The 16,097-nt window shown below is 36.6% G+C and carries 17 protein-coding genes and 1 pseudogene; 13 read left to right on the forward strand and 5 right to left on the reverse strand.

Going from position 1 to position 16,097, the window contains the following annotated elements:
* Positions 1 to 321: 321 nt before the first annotated feature.
* On the forward strand, positions 322 to 2,463 hold the full coding sequence (pulA, locus tag RGB74_RS05330) for a type I pullulanase (protein ID WP_310761961.1): 2,142 nt from the start codon (positions 322 to 324) through the stop codon (positions 2,461 to 2,463).
* Positions 2,464 to 2,612: 149 nt separating this feature from the next.
* Complete coding sequence (locus RGB74_RS05335) at positions 2,613 to 3,395, forward strand: phosphotransferase (protein WP_310761962.1); 783 nt, start codon at positions 2,613 to 2,615, stop codon at positions 3,393 to 3,395.
* A gap of 44 nt (positions 3,396 to 3,439) precedes the next feature.
* Here RGB74_RS05335 and RGB74_RS05340 read toward each other — a convergent pair whose 3' ends face one another.
* Positions 3,440 to 3,724: a YtzH-like family protein gene (locus tag RGB74_RS05340; RefSeq protein WP_310761963.1), complete on the reverse strand. Its 285-nt coding sequence runs from the start codon at positions 3,722 to 3,724 to the stop codon at positions 3,440 to 3,442.
* 111 nt (positions 3,725 to 3,835) lie between these two features.
* On the opposite strand from RGB74_RS05340, the gene trmB reads away from it, so the two are divergent.
* The 3 genes from trmB (at position 3,836) to RGB74_RS05355 (ending at position 6,381) form a co-directional block, all read left to right on the forward strand.
* On the forward strand, positions 3,836 to 4,477 hold the full coding sequence (gene trmB, locus RGB74_RS05345; protein WP_310761964.1) for a tRNA (guanosine(46)-N7)-methyltransferase TrmB: 642 nt from the start codon (positions 3,836 to 3,838) through the stop codon (positions 4,475 to 4,477).
* Between the two features lie 397 nt (positions 4,478 to 4,874).
* Positions 4,875 to 5,717, forward strand: coding sequence for a YtnP family quorum-quenching lactonase (locus tag RGB74_RS05350; RefSeq protein ID WP_310761965.1), 843 nt, complete (start codon positions 4,875 to 4,877; stop codon positions 5,715 to 5,717).
* A 127-nt stretch (positions 5,718 to 5,844) separates the two neighbouring features.
* A complete protein-coding gene (locus RGB74_RS05355) occupies positions 5,845 to 6,381 on the forward strand; it encodes a hypothetical protein (protein ID WP_310761966.1) in 537 nt (178 codons plus the stop codon).
* A gap of 42 nt (positions 6,382 to 6,423) precedes the next feature.
* Here the strand turns inward: RGB74_RS05355 and RGB74_RS05360 are convergent, their stop codons facing one another.
* Positions 6,424 to 6,732: a PepSY domain-containing protein gene (locus RGB74_RS05360; protein WP_310761967.1), complete on the reverse strand. Its 309-nt coding sequence runs from the start codon at positions 6,730 to 6,732 to the stop codon at positions 6,424 to 6,426.
* A 307-nt stretch (positions 6,733 to 7,039) separates the two neighbouring features.
* On the opposite strand from RGB74_RS05360, the gene queD reads away from it, so the two are divergent.
* The 6 genes from queD (at position 7,040) to mltG (ending at position 11,700) form a co-directional block, all read left to right on the forward strand.
* On the forward strand, positions 7,040 to 7,513 hold the full coding sequence (gene queD / locus RGB74_RS05365; RefSeq protein ID WP_310761968.1) for a 6-carboxytetrahydropterin synthase QueD: 474 nt from the start codon (positions 7,040 to 7,042) through the stop codon (positions 7,511 to 7,513).
* Complete coding sequence (locus RGB74_RS05370; protein WP_310761969.1) at positions 7,510 to 8,238, forward strand: 7-carboxy-7-deazaguanine synthase QueE; 729 nt, start codon at positions 7,510 to 7,512, stop codon at positions 8,236 to 8,238. Before queD ends, RGB74_RS05370 begins: the two co-directional genes overlap by 4 nt.
* A gap of 3 nt (positions 8,239 to 8,241) precedes the next feature.
* Positions 8,242 to 8,913, forward strand: coding sequence for a 7-cyano-7-deazaguanine synthase QueC (gene queC, locus RGB74_RS05375; protein WP_310761970.1), 672 nt, complete (start codon positions 8,242 to 8,244; stop codon positions 8,911 to 8,913).
* Positions 8,914 to 8,994: 81 nt separating this feature from the next.
* Positions 8,995 to 10,065, forward strand: coding sequence for a M42 family metallopeptidase (locus RGB74_RS05380; RefSeq protein ID WP_310761971.1), 1,071 nt, complete (start codon positions 8,995 to 8,997; stop codon positions 10,063 to 10,065).
* An 11-nt stretch (positions 10,066 to 10,076) separates the two neighbouring features.
* Positions 10,077 to 10,592, forward strand: a complete 516-nt coding sequence (locus RGB74_RS05385; RefSeq protein WP_310761972.1) for a DUF84 family protein — start codon at positions 10,077 to 10,079, stop codon at positions 10,590 to 10,592.
* A 79-nt stretch (positions 10,593 to 10,671) separates the two neighbouring features.
* Positions 10,672 to 11,700 (forward strand): endolytic transglycosylase MltG, encoded by a 1,029-nt coding sequence (gene mltG / locus RGB74_RS05390; protein WP_310761973.1) that lies wholly within the window; start codon positions 10,672 to 10,674, stop codon positions 11,698 to 11,700.
* A gap of 62 nt (positions 11,701 to 11,762) precedes the next feature.
* On the opposite strand, the gene RGB74_RS05395 is transcribed toward mltG, so the two are convergent.
* The 3 genes and pseudogenes from RGB74_RS05395 to RGB74_RS20105 all read right to left on the reverse strand — a co-directional run.
* Positions 11,763 to 12,149 (reverse strand): hypothetical protein, encoded by a 387-nt coding sequence (locus RGB74_RS05395; RefSeq protein WP_310761974.1) that lies wholly within the window; start codon positions 12,147 to 12,149, stop codon positions 11,763 to 11,765.
* A gap of 220 nt (positions 12,150 to 12,369) precedes the next feature.
* Complete coding sequence (locus RGB74_RS20100) at positions 12,370 to 13,530, reverse strand: methyl-accepting chemotaxis protein (RefSeq protein ID WP_396136049.1); 1,161 nt, start codon at positions 13,528 to 13,530, stop codon at positions 12,370 to 12,372.
* Positions 13,525 to 14,529 (reverse strand): annotated as a pseudogene (locus RGB74_RS20105) (HAMP domain-containing protein); the annotation flags it as partial. The pseudogene RGB74_RS20105 and the gene RGB74_RS20100, both read right to left, overlap by 6 nt.
* Before the next feature lie 167 nt (positions 14,530 to 14,696).
* Between RGB74_RS20105 and RGB74_RS05405 the strand changes: the two are divergent.
* Complete coding sequence (locus tag RGB74_RS05405; RefSeq protein WP_310761976.1) at positions 14,697 to 15,704, forward strand: PTS sugar transporter subunit IIC; 1,008 nt, start codon at positions 14,697 to 14,699, stop codon at positions 15,702 to 15,704.
* The gene (locus RGB74_RS05410; RefSeq protein ID WP_396136018.1) at positions 15,650 to 16,045 is read left to right on the forward strand and encodes a thioredoxin family protein; all 396 of its coding nucleotides are present in this window, start codon (positions 15,650 to 15,652) and stop codon (positions 16,043 to 16,045) included. Before RGB74_RS05405 ends, RGB74_RS05410 begins: the two co-directional genes overlap by 55 nt.
* Positions 16,046 to 16,097: the final 52 nt, after the last annotated feature.

Raw genomic sequence — 16,097 nt, forward strand, 5'->3', positions numbered from 1 at the left:
GTGTGGTGAAGAGAAATGAAATGGACAGATTTTTTTAATATTGCACTTTTTAGTTTACTTTGGATTTGGCTCATTCAAAAAAAACCAGCCGTTCACGAGTGGCTAAATGAAATAACAAACAATCAGATGATAATAGGGATTATAATTCCAATTATTATTTATGCTGTCATGATAATCGGAATAAGAGTATTAAAGAATAAGTATTTATAAAGTGCAAATGAAATGAGAGCGGGTTATGCCCCCTCTCATTTTTCATATGTAAACGAATAACAAAAAGAAATATAGTTCAATATGATGTAATAAGACCGGAGGAGGTGTGGTATGGGAAATGGAAATTTCGAAGCAGCAGCGTATATTGATGATTTTTCATTGATTACTATTGTAATTGATGACGATATTCAGGTTATCCCTTCAATCACACTCCACCTAACTGATCACGTATTATATCCACTGACGATTGAAAAAAAAGAAAAATTTCATCACAAGCGCATTTATAAATGCAGAGCACCTTTAAAGTTAGACATATCTAATGAGTACTGGGTGGATATATGTGATAACAAGATTGCTGTGAGATTAGGCAGTGTTGTAAGAACAGAAGAATTTGACGATGCTTTTTTTGTTGATAGCCCACTCGGTGCAATATATTCAGAAGGATTCACAACTTTTAAGGTCTGGTCGCCTGTTGCAAAAGAAATGCGGCTGATCTATAAAGTGCGTGATCATGAGTCTACACATGAAGTTTCGATGAAAAAAACGAAAAAAGGATTATGGACATACAAGCTAGACGGTGACCATCATTTAACTGAATACATGTATAAAGCAAAAATTAACCATGAATGGGTAATTGCCGCAGACCCATATGCACGTTCAGTAACAATAAATGGTGAAAAATCAGTTGTATTAAATATGCAGACAACTGATCCTGTAAATTGGAACCGCTCTGAAAAGAGGATGAATTTACGTTCGAAAATGGAAACTCTTATATATGAATTGCACATTAGAGATTTTACGATTCATGCCGAAAGCGGTGTGAAGCATAAAGGAAAATATTTAGGGCTGGCTGAAAACGGAACGAAAACTTCTCTAGGAAATTGTACCGGCTTAGATTACTTAAAAAGCCTGGGGGTAAGCCACATACAATTGATGCCTGTTGCTGATTTTGGGAGTGTGGACGAAGCAAAACCGAATCAGCAATACAATTGGGGATATGATCCTGTTCATCTATTTTCTCCAGAAGGTTCGTATGCTACGAACCCCTATGATCCAGTCAGCAGGGTAAAAGAACTTAAAATGATGATTCAATCCCTTCACCAAAATGGACTTTCTGTCATTTTGGATGTTGTATTTAATCATGTATATAAACGAGAAGAGTCTTCTTTTGAAAAACTTGTTCCGGGTTATTTTTTTCGTTATGATGATGGCGGAAAACCAGTAAACGGTACAGGAGTTGGAAACGATACAGCTTCAGAACGGAAAATGATGCGCAAATTTATGGTGGATTGCTTAGTTTATTGGATGAGTGAATACAAAGTGGATGGTTTTCGTTTTGATTTAATGGGAATTCATGATGTAGAAACTATGAACATCGCTGCAAGTAAACTTAAATCATTAAATCCTAGTATCTTTTTATTAGGAGAAGGCTGGGACCTTAACACGAATTTGGAACCAGAAAAGAAAGGATCACTTTCTTCTGCAAAAAACATGCCTTCTTATTCCTTCTTTAATGATACATTTCGTGACAGTGTAAAAGGAAGTATCTTTCCTGGAGGCAGAAGTGGATTTATCAATGGGAATTTGGAAAGCTCTGTACTTCATCAGTTGACTCGCTCTATAAAAGGCTGTTCGGAAAGCGGGGATATATTTTTATCACCCGAACAGAGCATTAATTATACAGAATGCCATGATAACCACACTTTAAATGATTTACTTTATATTCGGCATTCTAAAGAAAGTGATGAGCTTAGAAGAAAGAGGCAGCAACTTGCTTTAGCTTTTACGCTATTTGCACGCGGAGTCCCTTTTATTCATGCTGGTCAAGAGGTATACCGCACAAAATTCGGAATAGAAAACAGCTACAATTCTCCGGATCGAATAAATGCCTTAAATTGGCTCGAATTTAAAAAGTATGAAAAAAGTACAGCTTATTTCCGTGAATTGATCAAGCTGAGAAAAGTACAGCCTATCTTCAAACAGTTATCGTATAATATATATGATAGATCCAGTATTTCACAAGGAATATACGGAGTTGAAATTCATCTGTCTTTAGCCGATAAAAAAGACAAAGACTTTCATTGGCGAAATGCATTGCTTCTTTTTAATGTTTCACTAAAATCGGTAACCTATTCTCTGAACTCTGAAAGCTGGACGATTGCAGTTGAAGATGAAAAATATAATGTTAACAAGACGATAAAGGAATCCTGTCTAATAAAACCTGTAAGCTTTTCTTTGTTATATCAAAGCTAAAGTGCAGAGTTGCAATATTGGAGTGATTTTCTTATTGTTATGTGTTAAAATAATGACTTCGCAGTGTTTTTTTTGATCGGAAAAAAGTATCTTTGCTGAATGAAATGAATAAAAACGGATTTTTTTAACATGACAAGAAGGTGAACAATTTGGAACAGATTTTGGGAGATGATTGGCAGGTCACCCCTGCTGGCGGAGCAACAGGAGAAGCATATATAGCTGAATATGGGAACCAAAAACTGTTTCTAAAACGTAATTCTTCACCGTTTTTAGCTGTTCTTTCAGCAGAAGGAATTGTCCCTAAATTATTGTGGACGAAGCGACTGGGTAACGGAGATGTTATAACGGCTCAACAATGGTTAGATGGCAGAGAATTAAAGTCTCCAGATATGAAGGGTGAAAACGTTGCTTCATTATTAGCTAAAATTCATCGTTCTCAAGAATTGCTTGGGATGATGAACAGGCTTGAAAAAAAGCGGCTGACTCCTATAGATCTTTTAAACGATATACAAAAGCAAATGATTAAAGAAAAAGATTATATGGAAATTATTAATGACGCCTTTGCTTATTTGATGGAAACAGCATCTGAAATCGAAGTTGAAAACATGGTTGTTTGTCATTGTGATGTGAACCATAATAACTGGCTGTTAAGTGATGAAGGCGAATTGTATTTAATTGACTGGGACGGAGCTAGAATAGCTGATCCTGCTCTGGACTTAGGAATGCTGCTTTATAGCTATATTCCTTATGAAGAATGGGAAGAATGGCTTGAAATTTATGGGGAAAGATTAGATGATGATTTAGAGCGCAGGATGCATTGGTATATGCTTGCTCAAACAATCAGTTCTTTTTTCTGGTATAAAGAAAAAGGACAGTCTAAAGAAACTGCCCAATTTGCCGAAAATATAAAAGAATTAACAGGTATAATTTGACAATTAAATTGTATATTTGACACTATTTCCTGGGGAATAGTGTCTTAATATGGGTGATGAGTCTGAATAGTATCAATCCAAGACTCTAAATGAGGCAAGTGGTTTGAAATATGTTCATGCAGGTTTTCATGCGAAGATCCTGTATGACTATATTCGTTAATGTTCGTTAAAATAGTTCTTACCTCTTCATGTACTTCTCCGTTTTCAAGCAGATGCGCAGCAAGCCTTTCTATTTGTGCACACTCAGATGGTGAACCTGCACAATCAGTTAGATGGTCTTGAAGAAGGTCTCTGATTATATGCAATTGATCATTATGATTTAATGGCATTATTCTACACATCCTTTCTTTTTCATAGCTTGTGGATTTAGGTAAAAAATATCCTTTAATTAATGGAGTTAATTCATAAGAAAAAACAGTTAGTATTGCGAGGGAATCAATATGCGTCAGCGTTTTAAATCATGGGCAAAAGATAAATTAGTCGACAATCCAGAATTTGTTTCTGTAGATCCTGTTAGTATGAAAGGGAAATGGCATACTTTTTTTGGGAATAGCAATCCAATTCATTTGGAAGTTGGCACCGGAAAAGGACAATTCATCAATGGAATGGGGAAACAAAATCCGACCATTAATTATATGGGTATGGAATTATATGACAGTATTATCATTACTGCATTAGATCGAATTCTAGAAAACGATCTCTCAAACGTTAAATTAATTCGCGCAGATGCTGCGCATTTATTAGATTATTTTGAACCAAATGAAATTGATCAAGTGTATTTGAATTTTTCAGATCCATGGCCAAAGAATAAACATGCTAAAAGAAGACTGACACATGAAAGTTTTCTTGCTCAATATGAAACGATTCTTAAACCAAATAGTGAAATTCATTTTAAGACTGATAATCAAGGTTTATTTGAATATTCGCTTCACAGCATGTCAAAATATGGAATGTTTTTTAATGACATTAGTTTAGATCTCCATCAAAGTAATATGCCAGACAATGTTATGACGGAATATGAAGAGAAGTTTTCTGAAAGAGGTTCTCGGATTTATAGAATGGAAGCTCAGTTTCGATCATGAAAAACTCGGTAATTATACCGGGTTTTTTATTTTGCTCTTTTTCAATAGCTCTTTTCTAAAGGATTGTTGCTTTTGGTTCATATAGATCATTCTCATCATTGACAAGTTGATTGGAATGCAAGGTGCGAGATTTCTCGAAAATGAAAATCACATTTTCTTCGTGCGATATATCGCTGCCGATGCCTTCCTTGTCCTGCGGGATCAGTGTGACAGTCTGAAAAGCGCAAGGCGACGAGTGGGCTCACCGCACACCCCGCGGAAAGCGAGCATCCTGAAACGGAGATCAACCACTTTCAAAGGTTGCAAAGGTTCCGAAAGCAGTCATTTTTATCCTTTGAGTTTACGATTCTTATGATACACTTTAAAATGTGTATAGGAGAGAGAAAGGAGCAAGATCATGGATAAATGGAACATAGGGAATGTAACACTTACTTGGTTAGATGGCGGAGTCACACACATGGATGGCGGTGCCATGTTTGGGGTTGTTCCTAAGCCGCTATGGGAAAAAAAATATCCTGTTAATGAAAAGAACCAAATAGAACTTCGGACAGAACCAATTCTTCTTCAAGGACTTGGCGGAAAGAATATACTGATTGAATCAGGGATAGGTTCGGGGAAATTATCAGATAAACAACTGCGCAATTATGGAGTTACTGAAGAATCTGCCATTGTAAAAAGTCTTGAAAAAGAAGGTCTCACAACGGAAGATATTGATATTGTTATAATGACTCATATGCATTTTGACCATGCTTGTGGACTTACCAAGTGGAAAGATGGCAAATTAGTATCCGTTTTTGAAAACGCTGTTATATACACGTCAGAAATTGAATGGGATGAATTAAAGGATCCAAATATACGATCAAAAAATACATACTGGCGAGAAAATTGGGAACCGATTGAGCATCAGGTAAAAACCTTTAAAAAAGAAATTATTCCTGTAGAAGGGATCAAGATGATTCATACAGGAGGCCATAGTAACGGTCATTCTGTTGTGGAAATCACGATAGATGGTGAAGAGAAAATCTATCACCTTGGGGATTTAATGCCTACCCACGCACATCATAATTCTTTATGGGTTCTTGCGTATGATGATTACCCGATGACTTCTATTTTTGAAAAGGAAAAATGGATTAAGCCAAATACTTGGTACTTTTTCTATCATGATGCAATTTATCGTGCAGTAAAGTGGGATTCAGCAGGCGGTTATATTGAAAGAGTCCCACGTTCTCCAAAAATGTGAATAAAAAGACACATTTTTTCCATTTTCAAGTGAATGTTCATTTTCGAGGGATATGTTAAAATATGAAAGAATGACATTATTTGAATTATTAATTATGACAAGTGCAAAAGAGAAAGGGGATAAAAAAATGAAAAAACAGATGATAGCATTGTTTACTGTTTTAGCACTGTTTTTAACAATGGGTACATTCGTATCAGCAGATCAAGCAACAGACGAAATGAAAAAGACAATTGAAGACGGTGTTAAAAAAGAACATAAAGATATGAAAGAAGGTAGTTTAACACTATCTGATATTCAATCTTTCCCGAATGAAGATCCAGAGTTGGACGCTTCAGAAGTAACAATTGGAATTGCACATTTTGAAACTGTAAGAGATAACATCTTTTATTTTGATCATTCAAAATTCGTTTTCTACAACCCTGACACAAACGAATTGGTAGCAGAGGCTGCTGCAGCAAAAGCAAATCCTAAGCTTATTGATTACAAAGAAGCACATGAATCTGATATCGGAACTCACATGGACGTAGTTGTTGTCACTTTGCTTTTATCTATCCTGATTATTGTGCCGCTTTTAATTTTGACAATCTGGGAGAAGCGTCAATATCTGACTACAAAATTCAAAATCGAGAACAACTTATTCAACCAAGATAATCTTTACCGATAAATGAGAAAATGCCCGCTTTGGTTTTACCAAAGGGGCATTTTTTTATTGTTCGATTAGTTGAAGTACAGCTCCTGTATGTGCATCTACCAAAAACTCATAATGTGAAGAAGCAAGACCTTCGATTGAATGAGAGAAGCCGCCTTTATAGACGGTGTAAGGAAGATTATGCACCTCAATCTCGTCACGGTTTGTTAAGATCCATGCACCTGAAATACTAAATTGGGAACTGGCTTTTTCTTTTAAAAGTTTTAACGCTTTTTCAGGAGATATCCATTCATTCCTTTTTTTCGTGAGCACATACCCAGCAGCTGCTCCAGCTAGACCTGCGATCAAGAATGTTTTACATTTCATATGTATTCCCACCCTTTAGTATTTTTTTCATACTGCCATTTTTAAGTATAACAAAGAAAAGCCTTCTTTTTCTCGTCAGTTTTTGTTAAGATACTGATGATAACTATGAGGGTTCGAGATTCCCACCCCTCTTAAAACAAAACTAGGGAGCGTGAAAAATGATTTTCCGCATTCTCTGCTTTTGCAGGGATTTTTTGCACTTTCATTTTCTAAAGGTTATGGATAAGTGCAACTAATGCTTATGGAAGAGCTGGCGCCTGCCAGTTTTCTTTATTTCGTGCTCTCCTCATTGAAAGGATGAATTGGAATGTCATATAAAATTCCAAAAGATGTTCAAGTTCTTGGACGAGATATTACAAGTGAACAATTAAAGTATCATCAAAAAAGAGTAGCTGTATGTAAAGAGTTTACGTTTGATGCAGCTCACCATTTACATTGCTATGAAGGAAAGTGCAAAAACCTCCATGGTCATACGTATAAATTAGTAATTACCATGAGCGGCTTTGTGAATGAAATTGGAATTGCCGTTGATTTTGGCGAAATAAAAGAAATTTTTAAAAGTGCAATAGATGCAAAACTTGATCATAGATATTTAAATGAAGTTCTCCCTCCTATGAATACAACTGCAGAAAACATGATTGTATGGATGTGGGAACAAATTGAAAAAGAACTTCAAATCAGAGGGCTAGCGGATCAGGGCCATCGCATTGAAGAACTGAAGCTGTATGAGACACCAACAAGCTTCGCGATCATGAAAAGGGAATGGATGGCTGCAGAATGAAGACGTTTAATTTGCCATCAAAAGATGTTTGGAAACAATGGAAACTTCCTATGGTTGAGATATTCGAAACTGTGGAAGGTGAAGGTTTGCAAGCGGGCTATCCGACCGTGTTTGTAAGGGTTTTTCATTGTAACTTGCGCTGTACGTGGTGTGATACTACTTACAGTTATGCACCTGCTAAACCAGAATTTGAAGCAACGATAGAAGAAATCATCGAAAAAATTAAAGAGTTCCCATCTGCCCGTATTTGTTTTACCGGCGGAGAACCTCTTATCCATCGTGAGAAATCAGCAGCATTATTAATGGCAATGGCAGACCTCGAACATATTGTTGATATTCATATAGAAACAAATGGTGCGATTGATTTATATCCATTTGAGCAATTGCGTAATTCTCATGCTGAATTGCAGAGAAAAATGAGATTTGTAATGGATTACAAACTGCCTGCATCAGGTGAAATGGACAAGATGATCTTGAGTAACTTCAAAGAACTTCAAAATCAGGATGAAATAAAATTTGTCATTGGATCAGAAGAAGATTTTGAAATTACAAAACAAGCAGTTGCTGATCATTATATTAAAGGTCAGATCAGTGTAAGCCCTGTATGGGAGAGTATGCCGCCTAGAAAGCTGGTAGAACTTTTATTGGCAAACCCGCTTCCTAACGCAAAATTAAGTTTGCAGCTTCATAAAGTCATCTGGCATCCTGATGAGAGAGGTGTATAAACAATGAGTAAAAAAGCGGTCATCGTCTTAAGTGGCGGTCTTGATAGTACGACATGTATGGGAATTGCAAAAGCTGAAGGATATGAACTTTATCCGATCACGTTTCATTACGGACAGCGTCATAACCGTGAAGTAGAACAAGCGATTGAAGTAGGTAAACATTATGGGGTGAAGGATCATCGTATTGTTGACCTTACTTTCTTAAAAGATATTGGGGGCAGCGCTTTAACAGATATTGACTTGGATGTTCCTACAGAAGCCGAAGAAGGAATCCCTGTCACTTATGTTCCGGCTCGAAATATGATTTTTCTTGCTTTATCGAGTGCATATGCAGAGGTGATCGGAGCTACTGCTGTATACACAGGTGTTTCAGCAGTCGACTATAGCGGATATCCAGATTGCCGTCCGGAATTTATTAAAAGCATGGAAGAAACGATCAATCTAGCAACCAAAGCTGGAGTAACAGGTCAAAACATTCATGTGAAAACACCACTAATTAATCTTTCGAAAAAAGAAACGATTGAAGCAGGCCTGTCGCTCGATGTGCCATATGAGCTTACAACTTCATGTTATAACGGTAAAGAAGCCGCATGTGGAAAATGTGACAGCTGTCAGCTCCGAATAAAAGGTTTTAGAGAAGCAGGTTCATTAGATCCGATAACTTACGAAGTTTAAATTTATAATCCTAGAAAACCCCTTCTGAGAAAGTGTACAATAAATATGTACATAGGAATTCTTAGAAGGGGTTGTTTTATTATGAATAAAGAAACTCTCACATTATTTAAAACATTGACTGAAATGGGAGCAGCACCAGGTTTTGAGAGGGACATCCGAAATTTTGTGCGTAAAGAAATTGAACCTGTATCAGATGATATTATTCAAGATGGATTAGGAAGTATCTTTGGGGTGAAAAAAGGAACCGGTCCAAAAATCATGGTGGCAGGACATATGGATGAAGTAGGTTTCATGGTCACTAAGATTACAAAGAACGGGATGCTGAAGTTCCAGGAGCTTGGGGGCTGGTGGAGTCAAGTGCTGCTTGCTCAGCGAGTGAATGTATATACAGACAGTGGACAAGTCATTACAGGTGTAATTGGGTCAACACCTCCACATCTTTTGTCAGAAGATCAACGGAACAGACCAATGAATATTAAAAATATGTATATTGATATTGGAGCAGATGATGATAAAGAAGCTTATACTTTAGGAATAAGACCTGGTCAGCAAATTGTACCGATTTGTCCGTTTACACCAATGGCTAATCCAAAGAAAATCATGGCTAAAGCTTGGGATAACCGATATGGAGTAGGACTTGCGATCGAATTGTTAAAAGAGTTAAAGGATGAGAAGCTGCCAAACGAATTGTACAGTGGTGCCACTGTACAGGAAGAAGTCGGGCTGCGCGGATCAAAAACTGCTGCCAACCTGATAAATCCAGATTTGTTCTTTGCATTAGATGCGAGTCCAGCAAATGATACGATGGGAGATAAAAGCGAGTTTGGCCAGCTTGGAAAAGGTGCACTCCTGCGAATATTAGATCGAACGATGGTAACACATAGAGGGATGAGAGAGTATATTTTAGATACAGCTGAAACTCATAATATTCCTTATCAATATTTTATTTCACAGGGCGGAACAGATGCCGGAAGTGTTCATGTTTCAGGAAATGGAGTGCCTTCTGCAGTAATCGGAATATGTTCCCGTTATATCCATACACATGCTTCAATCATTCACATTGATGATTATGCTGCTGCAAAAGAATTACTGATTAAATTAATAAAATCAGCGGATGATACAACACTTAAGACCATTTTACAAAACAGCTAAGGGTGAAAAGAATGAAGATTGGAATTGGATCCAAAAATCCTGCTAAAATTAATGCAGCACATCCATTCCTCGAATACTTTAAGAACGCAGAACTGGTTTCCTATAACGCAGCTTCCCTCGTTTCAGAACAGCCTTTCTCAGATGAAGAGACGAAATTAGGGGCAATAAACCGCGCACAAGATTGTGTAGTACAAGGCGCAGCAATCGGACTAGGGTTCGAAGGCGGTGTTATGGAAATGGAAGATGGCATTTATTTGAGTAACTGGGGAGCAGCTGCTGACAAAGAAGGAAACGTATTTACAGCAGCTGGGGCGAGAATTCTTCTTCCAGTTCCTATTGCTGACGGATTACGAAAAGGCATTGTACTCGGTGAACTGATGAGCAAATGGACAAACGATCCTGAGATTAGGAAAAAGGATGGAGCGATCGGTGTATTTACTAGCGGGATGCTCTCTAGAAAGGAAATGTTCTTACACATTTCCACCATGCTTTTAGGTCAGTATATGTTGATGAAAAATGACAAGTAAACCTCGCAATTGCGGGGTTTTTTTGTATGAATTAATAAAGAAAGGGGAAATTAGATACAAAAAACATAGGATTGATAGTGTGATAAAGACAAAAAAGGATCTTTTTATTATAGCAGCATTCATGATCGTTGTTATCGTCTCCTCTTGGCTTATCTTTGAGACACTTCCAGTAGAAGAAAAAGCAGAAAAAGCGTTTATTATAAATAAGAAAAACGATTTTCAAACAATATCAGCTCATTTAGAAGAAAAGGGCTTTATCAAAAATAAGATGCTATTCTCACTTTATGGACAATTCACGGGTAAAAAAGATCAGATTCTTCCTGGTGAACACACTCTTAAGCAAGGTTCCAGCTATAATGAAATCTACGCAGATCTCTCATCACTTAATCATGAAACAGAAGCTCTTGAGATTATTATCCCTGAAGGATTTACTATCATTGAAATCGCAGATCGTTTAAATGATAAAAAAATAATAAATAGAAATGAATTTCTAGATAAATCAAAAACATGGAACGAGCTGACGAAGAAGCAGCGTAAAAAATTAAAGCTGACCAAAGGAGATTTAAAACCTGGTACAAAGTATGCAATGGAAGGGCTTATGTTTCCAGATACATACTTCTTTAAACAGCAAATGGATTCTGGTGAAGTCGTTCGCCAAATGACAGACCGTTTTATTGAAAAAACAGACCACATCAAAATAAAAAGTGGTTTAAGACCTTATGAATGGGTGACACTTGCTTCGATTATTGAACAAGAAGCCTTGTTAAAGAAGGAAAAGCCGATCATCGCTGGAGTGTTTTTGAACAGAATAAAAAAAGGGATGAAAATTCAATCATGTTCTACTGTCGAATATTTACTTGATAAACCAAAAGCAAGATTGAAAAGAAAAGATATTAAAATAAAAAGTCCCTATAACACGTATTTAAATAAAGGTTTGCCTCCAAGTCCGATCGCTAATCCAGATCTTGATTCATTAAAAGCTGCAGCTAATCCACAAAAAAATGAATATTATTACTTTGTGGCTAAACAGGACGGAACGTGGAGTCACTACTTTTCTAAAACGTATAAAGAACACGAAAAATATACAAGACTAAGCGGGAACTACTAATATGACAAAAAGAGTGTTAAGAAAAAGAGGCCGAGTATGTAATTACTGGCCTCTTTTTCTTATTATCTCTTCTGGGAGTATATTTTCCCTGTTCCTTTGACCCAATATCCATCGTGTGGCTTAGACATTTTTACATATACTGGTGTGTACTTATCATGAACATATACAACTACTTTACCGCCGCATTCAGGAATCGTTTTTCTTGTTAATGTTGTATCTGGACCAAAAACATAATGTCTCACTTCAATTTTTATTTTATGTCCTTTTCTGCATTGAGCAGAATGGAATGAAAACACGATATCATCATTCGTGTTTATTTTTCTGTTTTTTCCCCTTAAGGTTGTATCGAACTCATAGACAAAGGTATTATTATAGGCTATTGCCGTTGCATAAGGCAACAAACTGAGGATCGTTATAAGAGGAAATATAAAAAACCACTTTTTAAACATTTTCATATCCTCCAATCCACTCATTTTTTGTGTTTAATAAAAATGAGATTAAAAGAAAGGTTCTGAACGTAAGTGAAAAAATATCTTGATATAATAAATGATATCACTGTATAAGTTTTAGGACATCAATAAAAATACCCAAAATTCTACATTTCATATAGATAATAAGTTACACAAAAAAACACCTCGGTGCTTTTTCGCACCAAGGTGGGTCAAAGAATTATTTATCATCTTTATTGGTTTGATTGCCATCAGGCTCATCGAACTTTTCATCGAATTTTAATTCTACATCTTCTTCTACATCTTCTGCTTCTTCATAAGGAGGTTCTTCTTCGATGGCTGAAGCTACTTCTTGAAATTCATCGTATATCTCTTCATTTTCGTTCACTTCTTCTTCAAGCTGTACTTCTTCGTGTTCAACTAAATCTGACTCACCAAGTTGGAACTGATCCACTTCTGTCTGAAGAGAAAGAGCAATTTCCTGTAGTTCATTTGCTGCAAGATTTACTTGATGAATGGCTTCTTTTTGGTGAATACTTGATGCGCTCACTTGTTCACTGGTCGCAACGGATTCCTCTGAAATTGCGCTTACCTCAAATAACTTTTCAGATAGATCCTCGTTTGCTGCTTCAACACGGGTGATAGCACCCTTAACATTTGAGATCCGTTCGTTAATTTTTGATACGTTTTGAATAATATTTGAGAAAGCATGCTCTGTTTCCTGTACGGAAACTTGCTGTTCATTTCTGTATTGTTCGAATCGGACTGTTTCTTTTGATAAATTCTCCATTTGTGTTGTCATTGCTTTTACAAGCTTTTGGATTCTAAGGGCTTCGTTTTTGGAACGTTCAGCAAGTTTTCGTACTTCACTGGCAACTACTGAGAACCCTCGTCCAGCCTCGCCTGCTCTCGCAGATTCAATCGCGGCATTTAAGGCTAATAAATCAGTACTTCCGGCAATTTCTTGAATGGTTTCAACAATAGAATTGATTTGTTTGGACTGCTGACTTGCATGCTGGATTTCTGAAATCAAGCTTTGTGCCAGCTGTAAAAATTGTTCCGAATGCATGTTTAATTGCTGTACGATATCAGATCCTGATTTGCCTTCTTTTTCCGCATTTTGAGCGTCAATTAATATTTCATCACTAATAGCTGATGTTTCTTTGATTGATTCTGTTACACCTGTTAATAGAACTGTACACTCATGTAAATGATCTGCTTGGCTTTGTGCACCAGTTGCTACTTGAGAAATGGCTTCTGATACTTCATCACTTTGAGCGGTAGTTTCTTCTGATACAGCCGCTAAATTTTGAGATGAACCTGTAAGTTTTTCAGCAGCAAATTTAACTTCATTCATTGATTTTTGCATTTTTTCAGCCATGTTATTAAAGGTTTGTGCAAGTTCAGCCATTTCATCTTTAGACTTAGTTTCTACACGGTAAGAGAGATCTCCATTACCAATAATAGAAGCTCCTTCTTTTAAAACAGAAATAGAGGATTGGATTGATTTTAACAACCATACTCCAATAACACTTAAAATACCTAAAATAATGACACTTAACGCAATTAAAAGAATCGTGAGCCACAGCTTAACAGATGACTGTTCATCTGAAAGTTTTGTTCTGCTTTGTTGCAGGGATTTTTCTACATTTTGTGTATATTTGTCTACTCCGCCTGCGATTTTCTCAAAGTTGCTAATATCATCATCGATCTTCTTAGTCATTGTTTGGATCGTATCAGCTGAATTCGTATATTTTAAAAGTTTTGATTTGAATTCTGATTGCTGATCTGGCGGCAGATTTTTGGCATCCAGCATAAGGTCAAATGCTGCTGCATTATCTTTAAAATTAGTGACTGACTTGCTGTCATATTTGATATGTACATCTTTTTCATAGTTTTGCATCTGTAATAATTGGATTAATAACGCAGAATCATTCATTCCTTTTACTGTCGTCGCAAACTCATCAGATGTAGCAGTCATCATTTGCTTTAATGATGCTATTTGGGTGGTGAGTGCTGTCGCTGATTCGAATGATGTCTTATAGGATGAGAGTTCTTGGCTTAATGTTTCAAGTGATTTGCTTTTTGTATCTTTTGCCAGTTTGTCTGTATCATCCTGCAGCGCTTTCAAATGAGTCAATACGTTTTCTTTTGCATCAGTACTAGGATTACGTAAATATTCTTGTTCTAATTTCCTCACTTCATTAAATGAGCTGCGAAGATTATTGCTCGTAATAAATGTCTTTTGAACACTTTCCTTTTCCGCTTCCATTTGTGTGTTCTGCCATAAAAACAACCCAATAAATGCAAGTAATAATACCATTCCGGCTAAACTGATAAAAAGCATCAGCTGAACTTTTTTTCGAATTGTCATGTTCATTTGGATTCCCCCCAGCCATTTTATCGGTCTTTATTTGAATTTTTTTAAGATTTCGATGAAAAAGTCTAGGAAATATTTTTATATAGACATGTGTCTTTACACCTGACTGAAAAAAGATATAATGTTTTAGTGGGTTTTTAAACAGCATCTATAAAGGAGATCAAATAATGCGAGAGTTTTTACATAAAAAAGGAGTAAGTCTTTCACCAAAGATCTATTTCATTACAGGTTTTCAGTATTTTGCTCTAGGTTTAATGGCTTCATTAGTAATCGGATTGATTTTTAAAACAATAGGAGAACAGTTTTCGGTACCTTTCTTTGTAACAATGGGTCAGCTTTCTATGACATTGATGGGTCCTGTTATCGGAACAGCTGTTGCTTATGGATTAAAAGCACCTCCTCTTGTTATTTTTTCTGCAGGGATTGCGGGTGCTGCAGGAGCAGAACTTGGAAGTGTCGCGGGCTGTTATGCTGCTGCGTTAATTGCGGTTGAAATAGGTAAACTCATTTCTGGTGAAACCAAGTTTGATATTCTGGTGACCCCAGCCGTGACGATTTTAACGGGATACACAGTTGCAACATTCATAGGTCCAGGGATCAATCAATTTATGAAAGCTTTTGGCCAGCTTGTCATGTGGTCTACAGATCAAAGGCCGTTTATTATGGGAATACTAGTTGCTGTCTTATTAGGCTTTGCATTAACTGGTCCCATCTCTTCAGCAGCCATTGCGATGATGCTTGGTCTGGAAGGAATTGCAGCAGGTGCTGCCACGATTGGCTGTGCTGCTCAAATGATTGGTTTTGCTACGATCAGTTTTAGGGAAAATGGATTTGGGGGATGGTTAACACAGGGGATAGGTACATCAAAACTGCAATTTCCGAACGTCGTAAAAAATCCATACATTATTATACCTCCCACTGTTGCGGCGATTATTTTAGCACCGATCGGGACGTTATATTTTCATATGGAGAACATTTCTGCTGGTGCTGGAATGGGAACGAGCGGTTTAGTTGGGCAAATTATGACACTCAGGACTATGGGTTTTACTTTTGAAACAATTCTTGCTATATTTATTTTGCATTTTGCAGGACCTATTATCATTAGTTTGTTAGTATCTGAATGGCTCAGAAGATTGGGTCTTATAAAATTTGGCGATTTAAAGCTGAATCAATAAAGGAGAGCTTTATTATGGAAAAGATGAAATCGGTTGAACAGTTCCATTCAATAGTAAAAAGCGGCGTAACCATCGCTGTGTTTTCGGCTGACTGGTGCCCTGACTGTGTAGTTATAAAGCCAATTCTTCCTGAGATTGAAAATGAATATTCGGCTATACAATTTGTTTATGTCGATCGTGACGAACTAATAGAACTTTGTCAGGAACTTGATATCTTTGGAATTCCTAGTTTTGTTGCTTTTAAAGATGGGGAAGAAATTGGACGCTACGTAAATAAAGAAAGAAAAACAAAAGAGCAGATTACTGCCTTTTTAGATGAGTTGAATATTACAAGCAAATAGTGTAAAAGTGTATGTTATAATAGCAAAATAATGTTTTATTTTTTAAAGTGAA

Origin of the sequence: Bacillus sp. NEB1478, assembly GCF_031582965.1 — a bacterium.
GTDB lineage: Bacteria > Bacillota > Bacilli > Bacillales > Fictibacillaceae > Fictibacillus.